The organism is Desulfoprunum sp., assembly GCF_053613775.1.
Genome location: NZ_JBSHXH010000004.1, coordinates 130,824 through 153,349, shown reverse-complemented (window position 1 = coordinate 153,349; position 22,526 = coordinate 130,824). Strand labels below are relative to the sequence as shown.

Here is a 22,526-nt window from a genome sequence, read left to right as displayed (position 1 = left end):
TCGCTACCGCCGACAAAACCTGTCGGATTTCAGACGTATCGATGGTCCGCAACGCCGCTTTTTCGAGGGCATGCACCGCGTAAATCAAGGTGGCGAACCGTTTATTCCGGGTCAAGCCGTGGAAATAGCGGTTGTAGATCTGCTGGGCGATAACGGCCGGGCGAAAGAGCCCGAAGCAGTAATAATACTGAAAATCGCTCATATTCCTGCCGGTCTTCTCCCCATACCGGGCGACGATCTCCCGCCGGGTCAGCATCCCCGGGAGATGGGTGGGCATGGACCGGATCACCTGCATCTCCTCGGGGTCATGTTCGTTGACCCAATACGCCAGGCTGTTGCCCAGATCCATCAGGGGATCGCCGTAGGTGGCCATCTCCCAGGCCAGGATGCCGACGATCCGGTCCGACCGCTCCGGGTCCAGCACCAGGTTGTCCATCTTGTAGTCGTTATGGACCATGGCGGGAGCGGCCGTATCATCCGGCATGTTTTGAGCCAGCCAGGCCATCAGCCTCTCGCAGTCCGGGGCATCTTCCGTCCTGGCCTTGCGGTATCGGGCCGACCAGCCCTCCACCTGGCGCCGCACATAGCCATCGGGCCTGCCGAGCGAATCGAGCCCCGTGGCCTTCATGTCGATGGCGTGGATCTCCACCAGGGTGTCGGTCAGGCCTTCACACAGCGCCCGCGCCTGCCCCGGCGACAGGGTCAGCCCCGGGGGCAGGTCTTTTCTCAGGATGCCGCCGGACATTTTTTCCATCACGGAAAACGGGGCGCCGATGAGTCCGGGATCATCGCAATAGGCCAGGGGCCGGGGGCAGCGGGGAAACACCGGATGCAGCGCCGACAGCACCCTGAATTCCCGCTCCATGTCATGGCCCTTGTCCACCTTGGCCCCGATCGGGGGGCGGCGCAGCACCATCTCCCTGTCGCCGGCCTTCAACTGGTAGGTCAGGTTGGAATAGCCCGAAGGAAACTGGCTGATTTCAATGGCGCCGGACAGCCCGGGCACCCTGGTCCTGAGATATTCCCCGATTCGTCCGGCATCGATCTCCTCCCCACTCCTGACCGTGGTCGCCGGGCCGGAACACTCCTTCCGCCTCCCCCTGCTCGAGGATATCGCATAAGATTTTCTGGGTATGGTCCTCCAGGGCCTTGACCGCCTCGAATTCCGCCGATTTCAGGTTCCTGGCCTCCATGAAGGCGAAATAGAACCAGGGTCGGAGGAGCTCCGAAAGGAAGATATGGGTTTTGATGGTCACCCGCAGCCTCTCCAGGGGATGGGCCAGTTCGCGGGAAAACATCTCCAGGGTGTCGCAGACTATGCACCGTCCCTGTTCCAGGATGATGGCCAGCAGCTGGTCCTTGCTCTCGAAATAGGGGTAGAGTGCGCCCGGGCTCAACCCCGATTTCTGGCTCAGGTCCCGCATCGTCATGGCATGAAAGCCCTTCTTCGAGGAGATGCTGAAGACGGCGGCGAGGATCTTTTCCAGGTTGTCCACCGCCGTCTTTTCCTTCTTGATCCGCATGGTATCCTGGTTGGCCAGGTAGACCTGCTGGGAGACGGCGGTGGAGCGGGCGGCGTACTGTTTCTTGAACGTCGTGTAGTTCGTGCTGCCGTCATGCATAGGTTTTCAATATCCGTCTGGCCAGTGCCGTCTTGTGCACCTCGTCCGCCCCGTCGTAAATCCGGGCCGCCCGTTCATGGCGGTAGTACCAGGCGAGGATGGTGTCATCGGTCATTCCCAGGCCGCCGTGGACCTGGAGGGCCCGGTCGACGATCCGGCCCATGGTGTTGGCGACGACAAATTTGATCATGGCGATGGAGTCGCGGGCTGCCGCCGCCCCGACGCTGTCGATCTGCCAGGCCGAATGCAGGGTGAGGAGGCGGGCCGATTCCAGCTCGGCTGCCGATTCGGCGATCCAGCCCTGGACGATCTGGCGGCTGCCGAGCGTCTCGCCGCAAGGCGAAACCACCCGGCTGTTGGCTCGCCGGCACATCAGGTCGAAGGCCCGGCGGCAGACCCCCAGCCAGCGCATGCAATGGTGGATGCGGCCCGGCCCCAGCCGTTCCTGAGCCATGACAAACCCCTGCCCTTCGGCCCCCAGCATGATCATGCCGACGATGGTTTGAATCCGATTCGATATCTGGAAGTCCACGGTGATTTCCTTTTGACGAAGTTTGAAGGCGTTAAACCCGTTAACGTTGCCGCCTGTGGATGGTGGCCGGCGGCATGGTGCTCATCCCGATTCCAGGAACGCCTCGATGAAGGCATTCAGGTCGGCCACGATGGCGAGGTCCGCATGGCGGCAGATGGGGGCATCGGGATTCTTGTTGATGCTCACCACCCATTTCGCCCCGGACATCCCCGCCAGGTGCTGAGTCGATCCGGAAATGCCGCAGGCGATATAGAGATCGGGGGCGATCGTGGCCCCGGTAATCCCCACCTGCCGGCCATAAGGCACCCAGCCCATGTCCACCAGGGGGCGGGAGGTGGCCAGGCAGGCGCCGGCGAACCGCTTGGTGAACGCTTCCATCCTGGCAAGATTTTCCTGTTTCTCGATGCCCCGGCCGGCCCCCACCACAATCCTGGCCCCCTGGATCTCCCGGTTCTCCGTCGCCGGCCTGGTCATCGACAACCGCCGCACCGCCGGCTGCAGGCAGGACGGCGGCACGTCCATTGTCATCACCTCGCCCCTGGCGGCGTCGCCTTCGCCCTGTCCGCCGGTAAAGCTCCCGGGGGCGATCGTCACGATGCACATGCCCTTCCCGGCCGGGCGGAGGGGAAGGAGGCGGGTGTTGTCCAGCACCGGCCGGTAGAAGACCAGCCGCCCCCGATGCCGCTGAATATCGGTAACGTCCGCCACCGTGCAGGCGCCGAGTTGCGCCCCGAGACAGGGCGCGACCTCCCGCCCCATGGTCGTCTGGGGCAGGATGACATAGGCGGGGCGCAATTGTCCCAGGACATGGGTCAAGCCCTGGCGCAGGGTTTCCGGCGTCACCTCGCCCGGCCACCGCACCGCCAGCGTCGGGATCCCGGTGCGATCATGGATCTCCTGGGCCAGGGCATGGGGAGCTGATCCCGGGACCAGGATCCGTATCGCCATCTCCCCGGCGCCGGACAATCGCCGGATCGTCTGCGCCGCGGCAAGGAGCTCGTGACGGAACGAGGGGGTCCGGTCGGCGACCGGTTCGGCGATCACCAGGATCCCGGATTGCAGAGCCGTCATCTCCGGTATCCCACAGCCGCCGCTCACGGCTCGTCCGCCGCCATCCGGCGCAGGTCCTTGCGCAGCACCTTGCCGACCGTCGACTTCGGCAGTTCCTTGCAGAAGGCCACCATGGTGGGCAGTTTGTAGGCGGCCAGCCGCTCCCGGCAGAAATCGATCATTTCCGCCGCGGTGGCGGTCTCACCCGGCTTGAGCACGACAAAGACCTTGATCTGCTCTCCCCGGGTGGAGTGCGGCACTCCGATGGCGCAGGCCTCCATCATCTTGGGGTGGGCGAAGAAGACCTCGTCGATTTCCCGCGGATAGACGTTGTACCCGCCCGAGATGATCATGTCCTTTTTGCGGTCGACGATATAGAAGTAGCCTTCGCCATCCATCGTGGCGATGTCGCCGGTGAAGAGCCAGCCGTCCCGCAGGGTGGCGGCGGTCTCGTCGGGCCGGTTCCAGTAGCCGGCCATCACCTGCGGCCCCTTGACGATCAGTTCCCCCGCCTCGCCCGGGGCGACATCGGTGCTTCCGTCGACCAGGTCGACGATGCGGCAGTCGGTGTCCGGGAGGGGCAGGCCGATCGAGCCGATCTTGGTCCGGCCCATGCAGGGATTGATATGGGTCACCGGGCAGGACTCGCTGAGGCCGAAGCCCTCGGAGATCGTCGCCCCGGTACGTGCCCTGAATTCGTTGATCACCTCGACCGGCAGAGGGACACTGCCCGAGAAGCAGCCCTTGATGCAGGAGAGATCGAGGCTGTCGATCCTGGGTGGCGGAGGATGCCGATACACATGGTCGGCACCATCGAGACGAAACCCGGCCGGAACTTGTCCAGGGTGTCGATCAGCTGGTCCGGCTGGGGCTTGGGGACCAGGACGTTGCTCCAGCCCAGGTAGAGGGAGTAGTTCATGCTGGTGGTGAGGCCCATGACATGGAAGAACGGCAACGCCCCCGGCATCACCTCGTCGTTTTCGCGAGTGAAGGCCGGGAACCAGGCGTCGACCTGCTGCAGCTGACGGCTGATATTGCCGTGGGTGAGCATGGCTCCCTTGGCGACCCCGGTGGTCCCGCCGGTGTACTGCAGCATCGCCAGGTCATCCATCGCCACAGGGGCGATTTCCGTCATGGGGACCTGCTCTTCGAGCAGGGCGCACCAGGGATAGAGGTCTGCGGCGGGCGCGACCTCGGCGGTCGGCACCACCCTGGCCGCCTTCAGGGCCGGGGGGAGGTAGTCTTCGAGACTGGTGTGGACGATCCGGCGGATCGCCGTTTCGCTCCTGAGACCTGCCATCCGCCCGGCCAGCAGGTCGAGGGTGACCAGGCAGACGGCCCCCGAATCGTTGAGCTGGTGGATCAGCTCACGGTCGGTGTAGAGGGGGTTGTTCATCACCACCACCGCACCCAGCCTGAGGGTGGCGTGATAAGCGGCGACACAGGGGATCGTGTTGGGCAGCAGGATCGCCACCCGGTCGCCCTTGCCGATGCCGAAACCGGCCAGGGCGGCGGCAAAACGGTCGATCATCCCGCCAAGGTCGGCGTAGCTCAGGCGAAAACCCAGGAAGTACAGAGCGGTGCGACCGGGATAGTCTCTGATGTTGGCCGCCAGGATCTCGGGCAGGGGGACCTGCCGGTAGTCGATCGTGGGTGGCACACCTTCATCGTAGTGGGCCAGCCAGGGTTTTGCATCCATCATTGTCGTTGTCCTCACCATTGCTCGGTTCGTGATCCGGGACCGGTCCGTCCACCTCGACCGGTCCGGCAGTCACCTTGATCCAGGCGTTGATCGCCACTGTCACAAAAACGCCCTCTCCTGCAAAAACGATGTGAATATGCCCACCTGGGCCTGAATACCGCCGCCGACCATCCGCCCGGCCCTGGTCTTTTCCGGCTCGATCGGTGCAAGAAAGATCGCGTCCGGCTCCGTCCCGGCCAGGGCCGGCTCTGCCGCCGTGATGATTCGGCTCGCAACCGCCGCCGCCTTGAGGATATTGGACAGGCTCGGGTAGCGGGGAGCGTAATGCCCCGCCTGGATGGTCGCCAGAGCCGGCACGGGGAGCTCGAGGGTCTCCCGCATCCCGCCTTCCCAGTCCCGATCGCAGAGCAACCTGCCCGCCTCATGCCGCAACCGGACCACGGCGGTTAACCTGTCTTAAATACACTATAATAATCAAACCTGATACATTAGAGGGAATATATGATCGAAACCGACACCTCCCCTCACGGCAGAAGCGTCAAGCTCTGGCTGGTCCGGCACGGCCAGGCATCCTTCGGCGAGGAGGATTACGACCGTCTGTCCCGGCTGGGCATGGAGCAGAGCCGGGTCCCGGGAACGCATTGCGCCAGGACGGGCCTGCGCTTCGATGCCGTCTATTCCGGCGAGATGAAGCGCCAGCGGGATACGGCCGGGCTGGTCCTCGAACGACAGCCCGTCCAGCCACCGCCTGCCCCCACAATCCGGAGCGAGTTCAACGAATACGACTTCAAGTCGATTATCCGCGCCCTTCTCCCCGGCCTAGCGGCTGAGCTGGGCCTGGCGGATAACGCCTTCGCCGCCATCCGGGGAGACCGGAAGGCCTTTCAGAAACTGTTCAACACCCTCTACAGCCGCTGGGTCGCCGGCACCGACGATTCAGCAGATATCGAATCATATCGGCAATATATATCCAGCATAGAGAAGGGACTGCGACCGGTCGCCGAGAACAGCCGCCCGGGGCAGAATATCGCCATCTTCACCTCCGGCGGCGTGATCAGTGCGGTTCTGCAACTGGCGCTCGATCTGCCGGATTCGATCGCGACCGAACTCGGCTGGCGGATCAGAAATACCTCGGTCTCCCTCTTCACCGCGCGGCCGGGCCCAGCGGCCGGGGCCGGCTCCCCGTTGCGGTGCCGATTGATGAGCTTCAATTCAACCGCCCATCTCGACCTGACCGGCAACCCCGATCTGGCCACCTACCGGTGAAGGCCACCGCGGCTGCAATCCGCCGTCCGGCCAAACGCTCCGCTCGTGGAATGTTACCGGCGTGATTCCTGGGGAAAATCGGGGTGGGGATGATAATGAGGATTGGTTACAAAATCGAACAGATCATGGGGCGGCTGAATGGCGATCCGGAGGCCGCTGTCGAGCATCAGGCCGGCTATGGTTGCGCTGCGGGACAGTGCAATCCGGCCCTGGCGGAATCACGTATCGAGGGGGCAGTGGTCAGGCATTCCTTGACCACTGCCCCCGGCCTTGGGACGAAGCCCGATTGAAAAGGACCGCAATCGACGAGCGGTTCAGGCTTCACTGCTGCCGGTCAGCCATTGCCGATACCGGAACATCCCGGCCACGGCCTTCACCGCCCGCTCCGGCGAGGAGAAGAATACGCCCTGGTAGCGGCAGTCGTCAAACCGGTACACGGTCCGCATGTCTTCGTTCGTGTGCAGGCTGACCCCGAGCACCGGTTTGCCGTAACGCTCGGTCAGGGTGACGACGTGGCGGATATAGTCCGCCTCCATCGCGGCCACCATCTTCTTGATCGCCTCGATCCTTGCCGGGGGATAGGCCGGATCGGATTTGCCGACCGAGTCCAGCATCCGACCGGCGAGGATGCTCCTGCCGTGGATGCCGAGATGAATGACGGCATCGCAGCCATCCCACCTGAGGAGTTCCTCGAGCGCGGTCCTGGGGATATTGGGATCGTTCTCGCCGACGATGTCGACGGGATTGCCGTGGCTCCAGTACGCCGGCAACAAGGCGCTGAGCCGGTCGATGATCGCCGGCGGGAGATCGGGTACGCTCAGATCGTTTTCCAGGCACAGGTCGGTGGCGATGACTCCCCAGCCGCCGCCGAGAGTCATGATCGCTACCCGGTTGCCCTTGGGCAGCGGCAGGGAGGAGAAGGCCGCGGACAGATCGAGCAGTTCCATCGGCTGCTGCACCTGGATGATGCCGGCCTGACGGCAGGCCGCGGCGAAGACCCGATGATCGGAGGCAATGGCCCCGGTGTGGCTGGCGGCCGCCGCGCTGCCCTTGCCGGTGCGGCCGCCCTTGAGGATGATCACCGGCTTTTTCCTGGAGACCCGGCGAGTGCACTCGAAAAACCGTTTGCCGTCCTTGATGCTTTCGACGTACAGCACCACGGTGCTGGTCTTGTCGTCATCCTCGAAGACCTGGATGTAGTCCTCGATGGTGACCATCGCCTCGTTGCCGGAACCGGAAAAGGCGCGGATGCCGATGTCCTGCTGCTCGGCGAACGCCAGCAGCTGGGTCCCCATGTTTCCCGACTGGCAGACCAGCGCCGTGCCGCCGGGGTTGGGATAGACATGGACGCCGGAGCAGAAGAAATCGATCCAGGGGTTGCAGATCCCCATGGTATTGGGGCCGAAGATGACGACCCCCGCCTCCTCGGCCGCCTCCACCAGCCTCGCCTCGAGCGCCGCCCCTTCACCGCCGGTCTCGCGGAAGCCGGAGGTGATGAGGAGCATCGCCTTGACACCCTTCTGCCGCAACTCGGGGATGAGGTCGAGGACCTTTGCCGCCGGGATGGTCACCACCGCCAGGTCGACCGGCTGATCGATGGCGGCGATCGAGCGGTAGACCGGTCGGCCCATCAGTTCTCCGCCACGGGGATTGACCAGGTAGACCTGCCCCTGGAAATTTCGGCTGAGGATGTTGGCGGTGACGGAATTGCCCCACTTGGTCAGGGTGCCCGAGGCACCGATGACCGCCACCGCTTTCGGATAATAGCAGGCCATGAAGGCCCGGGTGTCGATCGGCGTTCTCGTCCTGACCTCGCCCCGGTCGCGGTCGACGATGATCAGGCCGTCGACGGCAACCGGCTCCCCTTCCCGGTCGATCAGGATCGGATTGACGTCGATCTCCTTGATGGCGGGATACGCCACTGCCAGGTCGGACAGCGCCATCAGTATCCGCTTCATCGCCTCGAGGTTGACCGGCCTGGCGCCGCGGTAGGCGCCCAGCAGGGCCTTGGCCCGCAGTTCGGCGAACATCTCCTCGATCAACCGTTCCGAAAGCGGTGCGATCCGAATCACCGTATCGTTGAGCACCTCGGTGTGGATGCCGCCGAGGCCGAACAGGACCACCGGTCCGAACAGGGGGTCGCGGAAGACACCGGCCACCAGTTCCCTGGTGCCCTGCAACTGGGGCTGGAGGAGAAAGGAGGTGAGGTCGGCCCCGGCCCGGGCGATCATCTCCCCGGCCGCCTGCCTGACCTCGCCCGGGTTGGCAAGGCCCACCCGGACCAGACCGGCGTCGGTCTTGTGCAGGATCCGGCTGCCGCACCCCTTCAGCACGACCGGAAAACCGATCTCCACCGCGGCGGCGCCGGGGTCACCGTCCGGAGCAACGGCCTTCTCGGCCACCACCGGGATGCCGCAGGCGCTGAAAATCCGTTTGGCGCGATCCTCCGGGATCACCCCGTTGCCGGACGACGGACAGCTCTCAATCAATTCTCCAACCGTACTTGTATTCATTGGGCTCGGACTCCATGAAAGAGGATATGACTCAAGGTGGCGGTGGTACTGTCCACATCGAGTTGCCGGGAGAAGAGAATTTCTCCCAGGCAGGCATGTTCGATTGATCCCAGGATGCATTTGGTTAACAGCAATGGATCGATCCGGCGGTCGATTTCACCCCGGGCGATGCCGTCTTCGATCACCCCGCGGAGGGTCCGGGCGAAACCACGGGCGACGCCATAGGCGTCGGTAGCGAAGTACGCCGGGGTGCTCCGCACCTCCAGCAGCAGCATCCTGGCAAAGACCCGGTTTTCGGTATAACTTTTCAGACTGGAGCGGATCAGGATCTCGACCTTGTCGACCGCGGTTTCTGCCGGCGCCATCCGCTGTTTCACTTCCAGGAGAAAGGCGGTGAAGTGCTCATAGAGGACCTGGTAGAGAAGATCCTGTTTATCTTTGAAATATTTATAGATCAACCCTTCGGTCACCCCGGCGGTCGCCGCAATCTCGGCGGTGGTGATCGCCTGAAAATGTTTGGTCTTCAACAGGGTGGACAGCGCCTTGATCAGTTTCTGCCGGCCCGGTGGATTGGTGTTGCCGCTGTGTCTCATATTCCGGAGAGTCGATGAAGATTGGTAAGGTAAGTAACGCTTACTTACCAGTGCCGGGACTTGTCAAGCATTACTTGCGGCCGAAGGAGGGATTCATTGGCATGGACGAACCGCCGGCGCCATTTCCGGCTGTGATTAGCCATTGGATCTGGGGCAGGCCTCCGCCTGGCTGCCTCCTTGCTAGAGTTTTTTGATCAGGGTGTCCAGATGGCGAAACACACCCTGAATCCATGGCGGCAGGCCGCCCTCTGTTTTGCTTGCCGGTTCACAGCGCGATCGAAAGGAGAACCCCTCGGCCCCTTTCGCAGGATGCGGCAAAGTCAGGGACCTCGCCGCATCCTGCTGCTCTCTCGCCCTGCTCCTTCTCGAAGCGGGCATAAGGCAGGCCGTTTCGTCCGCCAGGGATTTCCCGGACGGAGGGTTCTGCAGGGTTGTGATCTCGTCCTGTTTTCTATTCGTGTTCCGCCGGCACGACCAGCACCGGGATTTTCGAATTTTTGAGTACCGATTTGATATTGCTGCCGACCGAGGAACTGGACAACAACCCCTCGCTGGCCCCCATGACGATCAGATCACATTCCTTCTCCGCCGCCTGTTCGAGGATTACCTCGACCACGCCCCCTTCCTTGACCACGATCTGACTGGGAGGGCTGACGTAGCTTTCTTCTTCTGTTTCGTTTTCCTTGGAGAATTCGCTCAAGGCGGTCCGCGCCATCTGTTTGGGCGTCACCTTGCCGACAAGGGCATGCTTGGCCTCCTCCGTATTGTTTTGACTGAAATGCCAGATGGCAAATTTGTCATGCGACCTGCTGCCCTGGCAGAGTATGACTCCTACTTTGCCAAGGTTAGCCGATTCGTTATTACAGAAAAGAGCCGTGTGCATGAAAATCCTCTATTGGCGGCGGTTACGCATTGACCGAATGCCTATCCGTATATGGCCTCCGGTTCACTGCCAAAAACGGGTGAAGGCTGTCGAAGATCAGGGTTGCGGATCAAGTATGCCGGTCGAGGGGGCAAGGCGGGATCATCGCCGGCAGATCAAGAAATTGTCTACGTATTAACAGACTGATACGTTTGCAGGCGGATCCTTTTTGACGTACCCTGAAATTTGCGCTTGACTTGCACATTTGGTCGTTTTACCATACGTCAAACAACGGGGGTCCGCATGACCGAAAAAGAAAAGGCGCTTATTGAAGCCAAGGCTAATATTCTGAAGGCATTGGGGCATCCGACCCGCCTGTGGATGGCCGAACAGCTGGCAGGCGGGGAAAAGTGCGTATGTGAATTGGCGGAAAACATCAACGCCGACTTCTCGACTGTCTCCAAGCACCTGACCGTCCTCAAGCAGGCCGGCGTGGTCGAGGTCGACAAGCGCGGCAAGCAGGTCTACTACCGGCTGAAAGTCCCCTGCATATTGAATTTCATGCCATGCGTCGAGGCGGTCTTGCAGGCAACGGCCCAGAGCCATATTGAACTGATGGATCAAAAACGGCCTATCGGCCAGATTGACGCGGTATGACAATGGACATGGTGGCGTGAAATGAACTGGAAAAACGAGTGGAAGATACTGTTGCTCATTGTCGCCGTCTTTCTCGGCTGCTATTACCTGCCGGTCGGCTCGGCTCGATTCGACAATGCGATCCTCGAGGCCTTCCACCTGGTCAAGTGGTACGCCCAGGAGCATGTGCTGCTCTGCCTCGTGCCGGCCTTCTTCATCGCCGGGGCGATCGGCGTGTTCATCAGCCAGGCCGCGGTGATGCGCTATCTCGGCCCGAAGGCCAACAAGGTCCTGGCCTATGGTGTGGCCTCGGTCTCCGGCACCATCCTTGCCGTCTGCTCCTGCACCATCCTGCCGCTCTTTTCCGGCATTTACAGGATGGGCGCGGGCCTTGGTCCGGCTTCGGCCTTCCTCTATTCCGGACCGGCGATCAATGTCCTGGCCATCGTCCTGACGGCGCGGATCCTGGGACCGGAGATGGGAACGGCCCGGGCCGTCGGCGCGGTGCTGCTGAGTATTGTCATCGGGGCCACGATGGCCTTTATCTTCCGTAAGGAGGAAAATGCCAAGCTCGCGATCCAGATGGCGATGCCGGCCGAAGAGGTGAAACGGTCGCTGTGGCAGACAACGATCTACTTCGCGACGATGATCGGCGTCCTGGTCTTCGCCAACTGGGGCCGACCGCAGGAGGCCACCGGCCTGTGGGCGGCGATCTTTGCCGCGAAGTGGCAGATCACCTCAGTCTTTGCCGCAGTCCTGGGCCTGATTCTGATTTTATGGTTCGGCATGCGGGCCTGGAAGGTCGGTTTGATCGCCCTGCCGGTCGTCGTCCTGGCCCTGGTTTTCCCCGACCAGCCGATCATCGCCTTCACCGCCGGCTTCATAGGCCTGTCGATTTTCACCAGCACCGACAAGGGTGAGAGCGGGGCCTGGTTCGCCTCGTCGTGGAGCTTCGCCAAACAGATCCTGCCGCTGCTGCTCTTCGGCGTCCTGGTCGCCGGCGCCCTGCTCGGCCGGGTCGGCCATGAAGGCCTCATCCCCTCCGAGTGGGTCGCCCGGGCGGTCGGCGGCAATTCGCTCGGTGCCAACTTCTTTGCCGCCATCGCCGGGGCCTTCATGTACTTCGCCACCCTGACCGAGGTGCCGATCATCCAGGGCCTGATCGGCAGCGGCATGGGCCAGGGGCCGGCCCTGACCCTGCTGCTGGCCGGCCCGGCCCTCAGCCTGCCGAGCATGCTGGTGATCAACACGGTGCTCGGACTGAAAAAGACCGCCACCTTCGTGGCCCTTACCGTTGTGTTCTCAACCCTCTGCGGCATGTTGTACGGCATGTACTTTGGATAATCTTAACTATGGAGAAAATAATGAAAATTCACATTCTCGGACCGGGGTGCGCCAAATGCACCCAACTGACGGAAACAGTGACCACCGCAGCGAAAGAACTGGGCCTCGACTGCGAAATCGAAAAAGTCTCCGATTTCAACAAGATCATGTCGTTCGGGGTCATGATGACACCGGGCCTGGTGGTCAACGGCGAGGTCAAGGCGGTCGGCCGGGTCCCTTCCCTCGAAGAAGTCAAAACAATGTTGAAATAACCATCCAGGAGGAGCAACACCATGGTGACCATTCCCAGTAGTTGCAGCTGCGGCTGCAACGGCAGTTCCGGCCCGAGAGTCATTTTTTCCTGTTCCGGCGCCGCCGATGTCGGTGAGTTGGCCGACCGGGCGGCCCGCAGGCTGACGAGAAAAGGAACCGGCAAGATGTTCTGCCTCGCCGGGATCAGCGGCAAGGTCAGCGGCATTATCGCGTCGACGAAGGTCGCGACGAAGATTCTGGCGATCGACGGCTGTGCCCTCGACTGCACCAAAAAATCCCTGGTCGAGGCCGGAATTACCCGCATCAATCATCTGCGCCTGACCGATCTCGGTTTCGAAAAAGGTAAAACCGATATCACTGCCGATACCATCACCCAGGTCGTTGACAAGGCATATAATTTCATTTGAAAGGGGATGGCGGCGTGAAAAAATTTTCTCTTATTAAAATCAATACGTTTGTTATTTTGGCGGGGGCTTTTCTGGTGTTGCAGGCCACTGGCGCTTTCGCCTCGGGCAGCGCAGGGGTGCCGGTGGCGCCCGTGCCCGGCAAGGTGACCATGGTCGATATCGGGGCCAAGAAATGCATCCCGTGCAAGATGATGGCACCGATCATGGAAGAACTGGAGAAGGAGTACCGGGACAGGGCTGCCATCGTCTTCATCGACGTCTGGGAGAATCCCCAGGAAGGCCCGAAGTACGGGATCCAGCTCATCCCGACCCAGATCTTCTATGACGCCAAGGGCAAGGAAGTGCTTCGCCACGAAGGGTTCATGGAAAAGGCGGCCATCGTCGCCGAACTGGAGAAGCTGGGGGTCAGGTAATCCATGGACCAGGCCTTTCTCACCATCAACTCCTGGATGGGCCAGGGCCTCCTGCTGGGGGCCCTCGGCTGTTTCCTGTGGGGCATGGTCAGCGTGCTGTTCAGCCCCTGCCACCTGGCCTCGATCCCCCTGATCATCGGCTATGTCGCCGGCCAGAACCACCTGGTCGAGGGGCGCAGGGCGACACTCTACGCCGTGGTCTTCACCACCGGCCTGTTCATCACCATCGCGGTGATCGGCATCGTCTGTTCGCTGCTCGGTCGGATGCTCGGCGACGTCGGCCCCTACTGGACCATCGCCATCGGCCTGCTGCTGCTCTGGGTCGCCCTCGACATGCTCGGGGTGGCCAAGTGCTCGATGTCGAGCGGGCTGATGGCCAAACTTACACTCAAAGGTCTGTCCGGAGCCTTCGTCCTCGGTCTGGCCTACGGGGTGCTGTCCGGCTCCTGCACCTTCGGCTTCATCGCCCCGATCCTGGCCATCGTCTCGGTGCAGGCCAAGGTGTTCACCGGGATGGTGTTCATCCTGCTGTTCGCCATCGGCCACTGCCTGCCGATCGTCGTTGCCGGCAGTTCGACGGCGCTGGTCAAACAGTTGCTGGTCAGCAGTTCCTGGCAGCAGGGGGGCCGGGTCTTCCGCCGGCTGGCCGGGACGATGATCGCCCTCCTCGGCGTCTATTTCATCGTCCAGCCATTTCTCAGCGCTTGACATAAGACTTCGGCAACGCCAATGAACCCAAAGCTGAAAATCCTCTTTCTCTGCACCGGCAACTCCTGCCGCAGCCAGATGGCCGAAGGCTGGACCAGGGCCCTCAAAGGCGATCTTATCGAGGCGTATTCCGCCGGGGTCGAAACCCACGGTCTCAACCAGACGGCAGTTGAAGTCATGGCCGAGGCCGGGGTCGATATCTCCGGCCACCGCTCGAAGCACCTTGACGAGCTGCGCGCTATTTCCTTCGATGCGATCATCACCGTCTGCGACCATGCCCGCGAGGCCTGCCCCTTCTTCCCCGGGGCACAGAAGATGCTCCATGCCGGTTTTGCCGATCCGCCGGCGATGGCCAGAGACCTGGCGGCACAAGGGGCCGGGGTGGAGGAGCAGCGCGACTGTTACCGCCGGGTGCGCGACGAGATCCGGGCCTATGTCGAGACCCTGCCGGAAGCGTTGGGCCTTCATCCCCAAGAACATCACACATCCTGAGGGAAGATGGACGCCCTGCTGCTTTACCTCGTCGCCGCGATCTGCCTGCTCTGGTCGTACCTGAAAAACAGGGAGAAAACCAGAACCGCCATGAAAAAGGCCTTCAAGGCCTTTGAGAACATCCTCCCCCAGTTTCTCGTTGTGTTTCTGCTGGTGGCGATGGGTATGGCCGTCCTCGACACCGAAACCATTTCCCTTGTGCTGGGAAAGAATTCGGGCGTTTTTGGAGTGCTGGCCGCTTCCCTGATCGGTTCGATCACGCTGATCCCCGGGTTCGTCGCCTTCCCCGCGGCCGCCGCCCTGCTGCAGGGGGGAGCGGGGGCGACCCAGATCGCCGCCTTCATTTCCAGCCTGATGATGGTCGGGGTGGTCACCCTGCCGCTGGAGATCCAGTTTTTCGGCAAGCGGGCGGCATTTCTCCGCAATCTCCTGGCCTATGTCTTTTCCCTGATTGCCGCCGTCTTCGTCGGCTGGGCGGTGAGCCTATGAAACCTGTCCTTCGCCGCTATGCGGCCGTCATGGCGACCGCCGCCGTCTTCATTGTCTTTCTTCTCCTGTTGCCGCTGTACCGGGTCAAGGCGGTCGAGATCATCGGTTTCCAGGCCGAGACCATGCTGCTGGTCATCCCGCCGATCTTTGTCCTGCTCGGTCTCCTCGATGTCTGGGTGCCGCGCGAGCAGATAATGCGGTTCATGGGGCCGGGCTCGGGTGCCAGGGGCGGTCTGCTCGCCTTTCTCCTCGGCTCCTTTGCCGCCGGCCCTCTCTACGGGGCTTTCCCGGTGGCGGCGGTGCTGATGAAAAAAGGAGCGAGCTTCAATAACATCCTGATCTTCATCGGCGCCTGGTCGACCACCAAGATCCCGATGCTGCTGTTCGAAAGCTCGGCCCTGGGGGCCCGTTTCGCCCTGGCGCGGCTGGCGATCGATATCATCGGCATCATCGTGATCGCTGCAGCCATCGAGGCGCTGGTGCCGGCGGAGGAAGTCCGGCGGCTCTATGCCCAGGCGGAAAAGATGGTCTGATCTCTCCGCGAGAAGGCACATCAACAACGTTCATATAGTGACTGGGCGTGTGCGTTGCACCTTGAAATGATCATCCCGCATCATGGTTCGTTTCAGGCGGAATCGATGCCAATAGGTAAAAGGGGCCCTGGCGACCTTTGCCTTCCCTTGCGAATTGACCTGTCGAAACAACAGGTCAAGGATGTGGAGCGCAGGGACGACATGGTTGAGATTGCCGGTACAACCGGCGCAATACGTGACAATCGTTCTCCCGGCAGACTCCCTTTCATGGACAAGCGCCCACTCCCTGGCATATTGCGATTTGACCGCAGCAACCGTCCCGCCTTCACCACAACACAACGTTTGCTTGCCGCTATGCTGCATCTCGTTCACCGCTAATCCCATATCACCCAGCATCCTGCGGACGGCTTGTTGTGTATCCCGGTCATTCCGCAACGGACAAGGATCATGAACGGTGAAGGTCCCGCCATTTCCAGGCAGACCAATGGCTGAAATCGGGGTATCGAGGATTTCATAGACCGTTTTGACTGCCAAGCCAGCCCCATACTGTCGAAAGACCTTGGTGCAGTTCGGGCAGGCGGTCAATACCGTTCGTATCCCCTGACTGACAAGATACCGATGCATTTCTCCGAACATTTTCTCGAAATGCCCTGATCGCCCCAGATCGTGGGATGGTTTGTTGCAGCAATCGAGAACCAGTCCGACCGTCGGGATGTTCTGCCGGATCTGCCGGAAAAGCCCTGTGGTGACCACGGGACGAGTTCCTGGCAGGGTGCAGCCTGGAAAAAATATCGTATCACAGCCCTCCGGCAACCCATACCAGGATAAAAACTGCGAGTTTCCCTTCTTCTCATAGCCAAGTATTGAACCATATTTCGATTCATCGAGATTACCCTCGGCACAACACCGACGGCGGACCTCGAGAAAAAACCTGGCTGGATCAAGTTTTTCCGGACAAACCGCTGTACAGAGCCCGCACAGGCTGCACTCATAGGCGACAAGCTGACTCTCGGCCAGGGAAAAGTCGAAACGGTTGGCAATGCTCTTGGGCGTCCCGTAATGCGACAGAAACGAACAACTTTTCAGGCAGGCGTTGCATTCGGTGCAGTGGTCGCCGATCTGTTGTTGCAGTCCGACAGGTGGCGACTGGAGAGAAGCCGTTGCGGTTGAATCTTGAACCGGCATCTTTTCCCGATGCCGATTGCGGAAAAAGGTGAGGCCTCGACGAACAACCAACGGGAATACGCCCAGTAACGCGAGAGCGACCAGTAATCCCGGCGAGAGGATCCCGGCAAGGAAGCTGATGCGGCCGATCCGGCTGCCGGCATTGACAATGACCGCAGTGTCCGGAAGCCCTTGCAGCGATGCGTGCTGATCACCGATGTTGTGCAGAATTACAAATCGATGCATCCCCGTAGCGGAAAACATCACCACCAGGGCGACTAACCCGATGACTACAAATATTTTTTTGTAATTTCTCATTATATTTTCCCTTCAGCCAGGGACTCGGGACAAAAAGCTCTGAAGATTCAGCCCAACGCGCCGACTGAAAAGAAACTACCTGCCAACCCGATACGAGTTTTGACAACGTACAATCTCGATCGCTTGAAACCGGCGCTTGGGAACATTGATATATCCCCCTGTCTTACATTGTGATTGGGGAAAATTACTTGATCAATACCATAGAGCAAATCGACAGTCCAATTGGCTGTATCGATCGGAAAACAGCAAAGCAGAGTGTTAATGAATAATATCCGTAACGCTTACAACCGAAATTCAAATTTTGACATTCATATATATGTTTTAATTATATTTATCAGGAATGAAGGGGGCTTTTCGGGAGGGACGTGTACTATGATCCAGCGGGTCGATTCCACCGGACCAGTCCCATCACAGGAGGCAAAAGAAGGGATTGCAGCTGACTGCAGGGTTGATGAGAATGAACTCCAACAATTTTGCCAGGAAAACCAATGGAAAAAACCAGTGCAGAGGCGGGCATGAGTGTCCCGCCAAGGGTTGAGAGGAAGGCAATACTGGAAAGTTATTCGAAACTGAACTGAGAAAGATACGCGGCCAGTGCCTCCCTTTTCTCTCCCTGAAGGGCCGGGCAGTTGGTGTGATCCTTGGCCCCTTCGATCACCCGAACGGCAAAGACCATGCAGGTCGGTTGGCCGCACTTCCGGCAGTTGGTCTTCGGCAGCAGTTTCAGGACCTCCAGCAGTGACGGCTGCTGAACCCCGTGCTCGCTGGGCTCGATAGCGGCGCGATTGTCCCAGGCGCCGTTGATCTCGCGTTGCAGCCAGGCGACGATCTTCTCCGCCTGCTCCTCATCCTGCAGGGCATTGACCGCGATCTTGCGGGGATGGATGGTGATCAGTTTGCCGGAGGTCTTCAGGGTCAGCGAAGGGGGCTCGCGGGTGTAGGCGAAGCCGCCGAGGACGGTGTTCAGATACGGCAGCGCCGCACCGACGTCATCGTGGAGATGGGCGAAACAGTGCAGGGTCCGGGCACCGGCGTTGCACTTCGAGCGAAAGATCTCCAGGGTATAGCCGGTCAGCAACATGGTCGGTCCTCCAAGCTGATATGGTCTGATTCAGGCCGGCGTCCCCCACCGCCTCACAGACAGCGGATCCCGCCCAGGCTCCACTGGCAGTGACCGCAGGGCACGACGCTGCCGTAACAGTCGTTGGCATACAGATCGTCGTTGATCAGGGCGGGGCAGGGTCCGAGCGAGCAGCTCCAGCAGGAGGCATAGTCGGCGCTTGCGGCCTGGTGACGGAACTGCCGGTACCCGTCACCGCGCCAGATCTCCTTCAGCGTCTGCCGCCGGATATTGCCGAAGATCCGCTGCCGCACCGGGATCTCTTCCCCCTGCACCCGGCAGGAATAGGAGTGCCAGAGAAAGTGGCAGGGCATGACATCGCCGTTCAGCGCGACAAAGGTGGCCTGGTCGTTGATGAACGGGCAGGACCGCTCGGCGGGGGCCTGCAGCGGCGGCAGAAAGAGCTCCAGCCCGTGCCGGCCGGCGATCGCCCTGGCCGCGCTGAACGCCTCCGCCACCGATCCCTGGTCGCCGGCGGCGTGTTCGATCAGGCTCGGCAGGTGGAGGTGGATATCCTTGTCCCGGGCCTCGCGCTGCATCCGCTCGACCAGCCCCAGCAACTCGCGGTCCGCCGCGGTCTTGGTGAATTTCAGATAGGCGGCGAGATAGCGGTGAAGGCTCAGGCCCTGCGCCGTCGCCAGCCGGTTGTACTTGTCGAAGATCGCGACGGCATCAGTGGAGTTGGGATTGAACAGACTGCCCGCTGCCGCCGACCCGTCATAGAGAAAGAGATTGGTGGCGATCAGGTAATCGACCTCCTGGCCGATCGCCCATCGGACCAGTTCGGGCAGTTCGGCGATCGTCTCCCGGCTCAGGACGGTCTCGATCCCGATCCGGAAACGCCGGCCGGTTGCCTCCCTGGCCTGGATCAGGGCCTCGACCGCCCGCGACACGGCGAAGATCGCATGACCGCCTCCGGCCTCATCCTGATCGATGCCGTCAAGCGACAGACAGACCGTATCGAGCCCTGCCGCCATCAACCGTTCGGCCCGATGGCGGTCGAGCAGAAAGCCGTTGCTCTGGAAGCCGATGGCTGCGTCGGCCGGCATCCAGCCGCGGGCGAGGCGGATCACCTCCTCCAGTTCGGGATGGAGCAGCGGTTCGCCGATGCCGTTGAGCACCAGGGTCCGGGTGTGGGCCAGGGACGGCAGGAGGCGCTTGAACACGGCGAGGGGCATGTCGCCCTCGACGATACAGCTCCCCTCCGCCTGCTTGACGCACATCGGGCAGTGCAGGTTGCAGCGGGTCGTCAGTTCGACATAGATCTTTGCGGGGTACAGACTTTCCATCCTCACTATCCCCTCTCCGCCTGGCCTGGCGGAGTGGTGCCCGGAGCTCGAAGGTGCAACCGGCAGCGTCTACTCACTCTTCACCCGCACATGACAGACGCCGCTGAGGGTCCGCCGGGCATAGGGGAAATATCGGCCCTTGAGGCGCAGCGCCACATTGACCAGGGCGATCAGGACCGGCACTTCGACCAGCGGCCCGATGACCGCGGCGAAGGCCTCGCCCGAATCGATGCCGAAGACGGCGATGGCGACGGCGATGGCGAGCTCGAAGTTGTTGGAGGCGGCGGTGAAGCTGAGGGTGGTGGTCTGTTCGTAGGTCGCCCCGACCTTCATCGACAGAAAGAAGGACACGGCGAACATCACCAGAAAATAGACCGTCAGGGGCAGGGCGATGCGCAGGACATCGAAGGGCAGCTGGACGATATACTCGCCCTTCAGCGAGAACATCACCAGGATGGTGAAGAGCAGGAAGATCAGGGTCAACGGGCTGATCCGCGGCACGAAAACCTCCTCGTACCACTGCTTGCCCTTGAGCTTGAGGCCGACCAGGCGGGTCAGCATGCCGGCGATGAAGGGGATCCCCAGATAGATGAAGACCGATTTGGCGATGTCGCCGATCGAGACATCGACCACCGCCCCCTCCAGGCCGAACCAGCGCGGCACCACGGTGATGAAGATCCAGGCGTAGACCGAGAAGAACAGGACCTGGAAGATCGAGTTGAAGGCCACCAGCCCGGCGCAGTACTCGGTATCGCCGTCGGCCAGGTCGTTCCAGACGATGACCATGGCGATGCAGCGGGCCAGCCCGATCAGGATCAGGCCGACCATGTAGTCGTGGTGGCCCGAGAGGAAGGTGATCGCCAGCAGGAACATCAGCACCGGCCCGATCAGCCAGTTCTGGACCAGGGACAGCGCCAGAACCCGGCCGTTCCGGAACACCTGCCCCAGTTCCTCATACTTGACCTTGGCCAGCGGCGGATACATCATCATGATCAGGCCGACGGCGATGGGAATATTGGTGGTCCCGACCTGAAAGATATTGATGAAATCAGTAATCCCGGGGAAGAGATAGCCGCCGAAGACCCCGGCCAGCATGGCGACAAAAATCCACAGGGTGAGAAAGCGATCGATAAATGACAATTTCTTGACGGATTGGGCCATTAGGTACCTCGTTGAAATTAAATCGGCCGGGATCGCTCAGGATTTCCGGCAACTCTTCCTGTTCTTCTGCCGCCGGCAGAGATCATCCGGATCACAGGCAAGAATGGTCTGCAATCTCCCCCGGTCCGCCCGTATTTCCGCAGAATCAGCAAGTGCTCCGGCGAGCCACTGGTACAGCAGGTCGGGAAACGCGGCGGTAAGCCGGTAAAACACCCAGCGGCCCTCCTTGCGACTCTGCACCAGCCGCGCATGCTGCAGGATGGTCATGTGGCGCGACACCGTTGCCGGCGCGAGTTGGAGCATCTCGGTGATCTGGCACACGCACAGTTCATCCCGGGACATCAGGGCGGCGATCACCCGCATCCGGCTGCCGTCGGCCAGGGCCTTGGCGATGTTCAACGTCTGTTCCACGTATATCCTCTTGTTGCATGTTTCGCTAATTGACGAAATGATGGTAAATCAAGTACGCATCGCTGTCAAAGCATTTCAAGCACCGGATCCCGAGGGGATAATTTGCTTATTGAGTGCGTATTCGCTACAATTTTCTGAAGAACCGCCTCAATCAGCCACGACGATGAGAACAGCCCGTCATCACCGTGATCACGGGCAACGCCGACGATCGGCAGGGGAGCTTCCCGGCATGACCCAATCATCTGTGCATGCGAATACCGGCACGATCGTCTCGGTCCATGGCTCCGTGGTCGACATCCGCTTTGCCGATTCCCTGCCGCCCATCACCACCCTGCTGCGGACCGGCACGACCGACGAGATCGCCATCGAGGTCCTGGCCCAGCTCGATCGGCACCGGGTGCGCGGCATCGCCCTGACCCCGACCCAGGGACTGGCCCGCGGCATGGTCGTCAAGGACACCGGCGCCCCCCTGATGGCCCCGGTCGGCAATGGCATCCTGTCGCGGATGTTCGACGTCTTCGGCCGGACCATCGATCGTCACCCCCCTCCCCCCGACCTGGAATGGCGCAGCATCCATCAGGACCCGCCGCCTCTGGCGCGGCGCTCGACCAGATCCGAGATCTTCGCCACCGGCATCAAGATCATCGACGTGCTGATGCCCCTCGAACGCGGCGGCAAGGCCGGCCTGTTCGGCGGCGCCGGGGTCGGCAAGACGGTGCTGCTGACCGAGATGATCCACAACATGGTCGGCCAGCACCAGGGGGTGAGCATCTTCTGCGGCATCGGCGAGCGCTGCCGCGAAGGGGAGGAACTGTATCGGGACATGCGGGCGGCGGGCGTGCTGCCGGACATGGTCATGGTGTTCGGCCAGATGAACGAGCCGCCCGGCTCCCGGTTCCGCATCGGTCACGTCGCCCTGACCATGGCCGAATATTTCCGCGATGACGCCCATCGCGACGTGCTGCTGCTGATCGACAACATCTTCCGTTTCATCCAGGCCGGTTCCGAGGTGTCGGGGCTGATGGGGCGGATGCCGTCGCGCCTGGGGTATCAGCCGACCATGGGCACTGAACTTTCCACCCTGGAGGAACGGATCGCCAATACCGACAAAGGGGCGATCACCTCGATCCAGGCGGTATACGTGCCGGCCGACGACTTCACCGATCCGGCGGCGGTCCATACCTTTTCCCACCTGTCGGCCTCCATCGTCCTGTCGCGCAAGCGGGCGAGCGAAGGGTTGTATCCGGCCATCGACCCGTTGCAGTCCCGTTCCAGGATGGCCGCCCCCGGCATCATCGGCGACCGCCATTACCACCTGGCCCAGGAGATCCGCCGCACCCTCGCCCAGTACGCCGAATTGAAGGATATCATCGCCATGCTCGGCCTCGATCAGCTGGCTCCGGCCGACCGCGCCACGGTCGCCCGGGCGCGACGGCTCGAACGGTTCCTCACCCAGCCGTTTTATACCACCGAGCAGTTCACCGGCCACGTCGGCCGGGTCGTCAGTCTCGACGACGCCCTCGACGGCTGCGAACGGATTCTGGGCGACGAATTCAAGGACTATCCCGAGAGCGCCCTGTACATGATCGGCCGGATCGAGGAGGCCGACAGCAAGGTGCAGGCGGCTCGGTGACTCTGCCCGCAATGAA

Annotated in this window: 24 protein-coding genes and 3 pseudogenes; 12 read left to right on the top strand and 15 right to left on the bottom strand. The window is 61.5% G+C overall.

Translation table 11 applies throughout. The features are described 5' to 3' along the window. Positions 1 to 25: 25 nt before the first annotated feature. The 7 genes and pseudogenes from ACWGKN_RS04835 to ACWGKN_RS04805 all read right to left on the bottom strand — a co-directional run. Positions 26 to 1,045 (bottom strand): annotated as a pseudogene (locus ACWGKN_RS04835) (phosphotransferase family protein); the annotation flags it as partial. Further along, a complete protein-coding gene (locus tag ACWGKN_RS04830; protein WP_424253202.1) occupies positions 981 to 1,622 on the bottom strand; it encodes a TetR/AcrR family transcriptional regulator in 642 nt (213 codons plus the stop codon). The pseudogene ACWGKN_RS04835 and the gene ACWGKN_RS04830, both read right to left, overlap by 65 nt. Beyond that, a pseudogene (locus ACWGKN_RS04825) lies at positions 1,615 to 2,106 on the bottom strand (acyl-CoA dehydrogenase family protein); the annotation flags it as partial. The pseudogene ACWGKN_RS04825 and the gene ACWGKN_RS04830, both read right to left, overlap by 8 nt. Positions 2,107 to 2,235: 129 nt before the next feature. Continuing rightward, positions 2,236 to 3,225 carry an electron transfer flavoprotein subunit alpha/FixB family protein gene (locus ACWGKN_RS04820; protein ID WP_452094786.1) on the bottom strand — a complete coding sequence of 330 codons (990 nt, stop codon included), beginning with the start codon at positions 3,223 to 3,225 and terminating at the stop codon, positions 2,236 to 2,238. Positions 3,226 to 3,248: 23 nt separating this feature from the next. Next, positions 3,249 to 3,485, bottom strand: a complete 237-nt coding sequence (locus ACWGKN_RS04815) for an AMP-binding enzyme (protein WP_452095315.1) — start codon at positions 3,483 to 3,485, stop codon at positions 3,249 to 3,251. Between the two features lie 243 nt (positions 3,486 to 3,728). Next, a pseudogene (locus tag ACWGKN_RS04810) lies at positions 3,729 to 4,903 on the bottom strand (AMP-binding protein); the annotation flags it as partial. Positions 4,904 to 5,005: 102 nt separating this feature from the next. Then, positions 5,006 to 5,347, bottom strand: coding sequence for a hypothetical protein (locus ACWGKN_RS04805; protein WP_452094785.1), 342 nt, complete (start codon positions 5,345 to 5,347; stop codon positions 5,006 to 5,008). Positions 5,348 to 5,407: 60 nt separating this feature from the next. On the opposite strand from ACWGKN_RS04805, the gene ACWGKN_RS04800 reads away from it, so the two are divergent. Then, positions 5,408 to 6,172, top strand: a complete 765-nt coding sequence (locus ACWGKN_RS04800) for a histidine phosphatase family protein (protein WP_052159598.1) — start codon at positions 5,408 to 5,410, stop codon at positions 6,170 to 6,172. Positions 6,173 to 6,267: 95 nt separating this feature from the next. Then, a complete protein-coding gene (locus ACWGKN_RS04795; RefSeq protein ID WP_424253190.1) occupies positions 6,268 to 6,462 on the top strand; it encodes a hypothetical protein in 195 nt (64 codons plus the stop codon). A 24-nt stretch (positions 6,463 to 6,486) separates the two neighbouring features. Here the strand turns inward: ACWGKN_RS04795 and ACWGKN_RS04790 are convergent, their stop codons facing one another. From ACWGKN_RS04790 to ACWGKN_RS04780, 3 genes are all read right to left on the bottom strand, one after another. After that, positions 6,487 to 8,685 (bottom strand): acetate--CoA ligase family protein, encoded by a 2,199-nt coding sequence (locus ACWGKN_RS04790; RefSeq protein WP_035226097.1) that lies wholly within the window; start codon positions 8,683 to 8,685, stop codon positions 6,487 to 6,489. Further along, positions 8,682 to 9,278, bottom strand: coding sequence for a TetR/AcrR family transcriptional regulator (locus ACWGKN_RS04785; RefSeq protein ID WP_424253186.1), 597 nt, complete (start codon positions 9,276 to 9,278; stop codon positions 8,682 to 8,684). Before ACWGKN_RS04785 ends, ACWGKN_RS04790 begins: the two co-directional genes overlap by 4 nt. Before the next feature lie 451 nt (positions 9,279 to 9,729). Beyond that, on the bottom strand, positions 9,730 to 10,161 hold the full coding sequence (locus ACWGKN_RS04780; protein ID WP_052159599.1) for a universal stress protein: 432 nt from the start codon (positions 10,159 to 10,161) through the stop codon (positions 9,730 to 9,732). Positions 10,162 to 10,443: 282 nt separating this feature from the next. Here ACWGKN_RS04780 and ACWGKN_RS04775 point away from each other — a divergent pair, with 282 nt between their 5' ends. From ACWGKN_RS04775 to ACWGKN_RS04735, 9 genes are all read left to right on the top strand, one after another. Continuing rightward, on the top strand, positions 10,444 to 10,797 hold the full coding sequence (locus tag ACWGKN_RS04775) for an ArsR/SmtB family transcription factor (protein ID WP_052159600.1): 354 nt from the start codon (positions 10,444 to 10,446) through the stop codon (positions 10,795 to 10,797). 21 nt (positions 10,798 to 10,818) lie between these two features. After that, complete coding sequence (locus tag ACWGKN_RS04770; RefSeq protein ID WP_452094784.1) at positions 10,819 to 12,120, top strand: permease; 1,302 nt, start codon at positions 10,819 to 10,821, stop codon at positions 12,118 to 12,120. A gap of 20 nt (positions 12,121 to 12,140) precedes the next feature. Then, positions 12,141 to 12,371, top strand: coding sequence for a thioredoxin family protein (locus tag ACWGKN_RS04765; protein ID WP_035226106.1), 231 nt, complete (start codon positions 12,141 to 12,143; stop codon positions 12,369 to 12,371). Between the two features lie 21 nt (positions 12,372 to 12,392). Beyond that, positions 12,393 to 12,779, top strand: a complete 387-nt coding sequence (locus ACWGKN_RS04760; RefSeq protein WP_052159601.1) for a putative zinc-binding protein — start codon at positions 12,393 to 12,395, stop codon at positions 12,777 to 12,779. 74 nt (positions 12,780 to 12,853) lie between these two features. Then, positions 12,854 to 13,192, top strand: coding sequence for a thioredoxin family protein (locus tag ACWGKN_RS04755; protein ID WP_424253177.1), 339 nt, complete (start codon positions 12,854 to 12,856; stop codon positions 13,190 to 13,192). A 3-nt stretch (positions 13,193 to 13,195) separates the two neighbouring features. Continuing rightward, positions 13,196 to 13,900 carry a cytochrome c biogenesis CcdA family protein gene (locus tag ACWGKN_RS04750; protein ID WP_035226110.1) on the top strand — a complete coding sequence of 235 codons (705 nt, stop codon included), beginning with the start codon at positions 13,196 to 13,198 and terminating at the stop codon, positions 13,898 to 13,900. A gap of 21 nt (positions 13,901 to 13,921) precedes the next feature. Continuing rightward, positions 13,922 to 14,392 (top strand): arsenate reductase ArsC, encoded by a 471-nt coding sequence (locus ACWGKN_RS04745; RefSeq protein WP_452094783.1) that lies wholly within the window; start codon positions 13,922 to 13,924, stop codon positions 14,390 to 14,392. A 6-nt stretch (positions 14,393 to 14,398) separates the two neighbouring features. Next, complete coding sequence (locus tag ACWGKN_RS04740; RefSeq protein ID WP_452094782.1) at positions 14,399 to 14,881, top strand: permease; 483 nt, start codon at positions 14,399 to 14,401, stop codon at positions 14,879 to 14,881. Further along, the gene (locus tag ACWGKN_RS04735) at positions 14,878 to 15,414 is read left to right on the top strand and encodes a permease (protein WP_452094781.1); all 537 of its coding nucleotides are present in this window, start codon (positions 14,878 to 14,880) and stop codon (positions 15,412 to 15,414) included. Before ACWGKN_RS04740 ends, ACWGKN_RS04735 begins: the two co-directional genes overlap by 4 nt. Before the next feature lie 30 nt (positions 15,415 to 15,444). Here the strand turns inward: ACWGKN_RS04735 and ACWGKN_RS04730 are convergent, their stop codons facing one another. From ACWGKN_RS04730 to ACWGKN_RS04710, 5 genes are all read right to left on the bottom strand, one after another. Then, the gene (locus ACWGKN_RS04730) at positions 15,445 to 16,896 is read right to left on the bottom strand and encodes a (Fe-S)-binding protein (protein ID WP_452094780.1); all 1,452 of its coding nucleotides are present in this window, start codon (positions 16,894 to 16,896) and stop codon (positions 15,445 to 15,447) included. A 559-nt stretch (positions 16,897 to 17,455) separates the two neighbouring features. After that, positions 17,456 to 17,977 carry a (Fe-S)-binding protein gene (locus ACWGKN_RS04725; protein ID WP_035226119.1) on the bottom strand — a complete coding sequence of 174 codons (522 nt, stop codon included), beginning with the start codon at positions 17,975 to 17,977 and terminating at the stop codon, positions 17,456 to 17,458. A 53-nt stretch (positions 17,978 to 18,030) separates the two neighbouring features. Beyond that, positions 18,031 to 19,305, bottom strand: a complete 1,275-nt coding sequence (locus ACWGKN_RS04720) for a radical SAM/SPASM family putative metalloenzyme maturase (protein ID WP_452094779.1) — start codon at positions 19,303 to 19,305, stop codon at positions 18,031 to 18,033. 69 nt (positions 19,306 to 19,374) lie between these two features. Then, positions 19,375 to 20,466 (bottom strand): ACR3 family arsenite efflux transporter, encoded by a 1,092-nt coding sequence (gene arsB, locus ACWGKN_RS04715; protein ID WP_452094778.1) that lies wholly within the window; start codon positions 20,464 to 20,466, stop codon positions 19,375 to 19,377. A gap of 36 nt (positions 20,467 to 20,502) precedes the next feature. After that, a complete protein-coding gene (locus ACWGKN_RS04710; protein ID WP_035226126.1) occupies positions 20,503 to 20,877 on the bottom strand; it encodes an ArsR/SmtB family transcription factor in 375 nt (124 codons plus the stop codon). 229 nt (positions 20,878 to 21,106) lie between these two features. Between ACWGKN_RS04710 and atpD the strand changes: the two genes are divergently transcribed. Further along, on the top strand, positions 21,107 to 22,510 hold the full coding sequence (gene atpD / locus ACWGKN_RS04705) for a F0F1 ATP synthase subunit beta (protein WP_035226128.1): 1,404 nt from the start codon (positions 21,107 to 21,109) through the stop codon (positions 22,508 to 22,510). Positions 22,511 to 22,526: the final 16 nt, after the last annotated feature.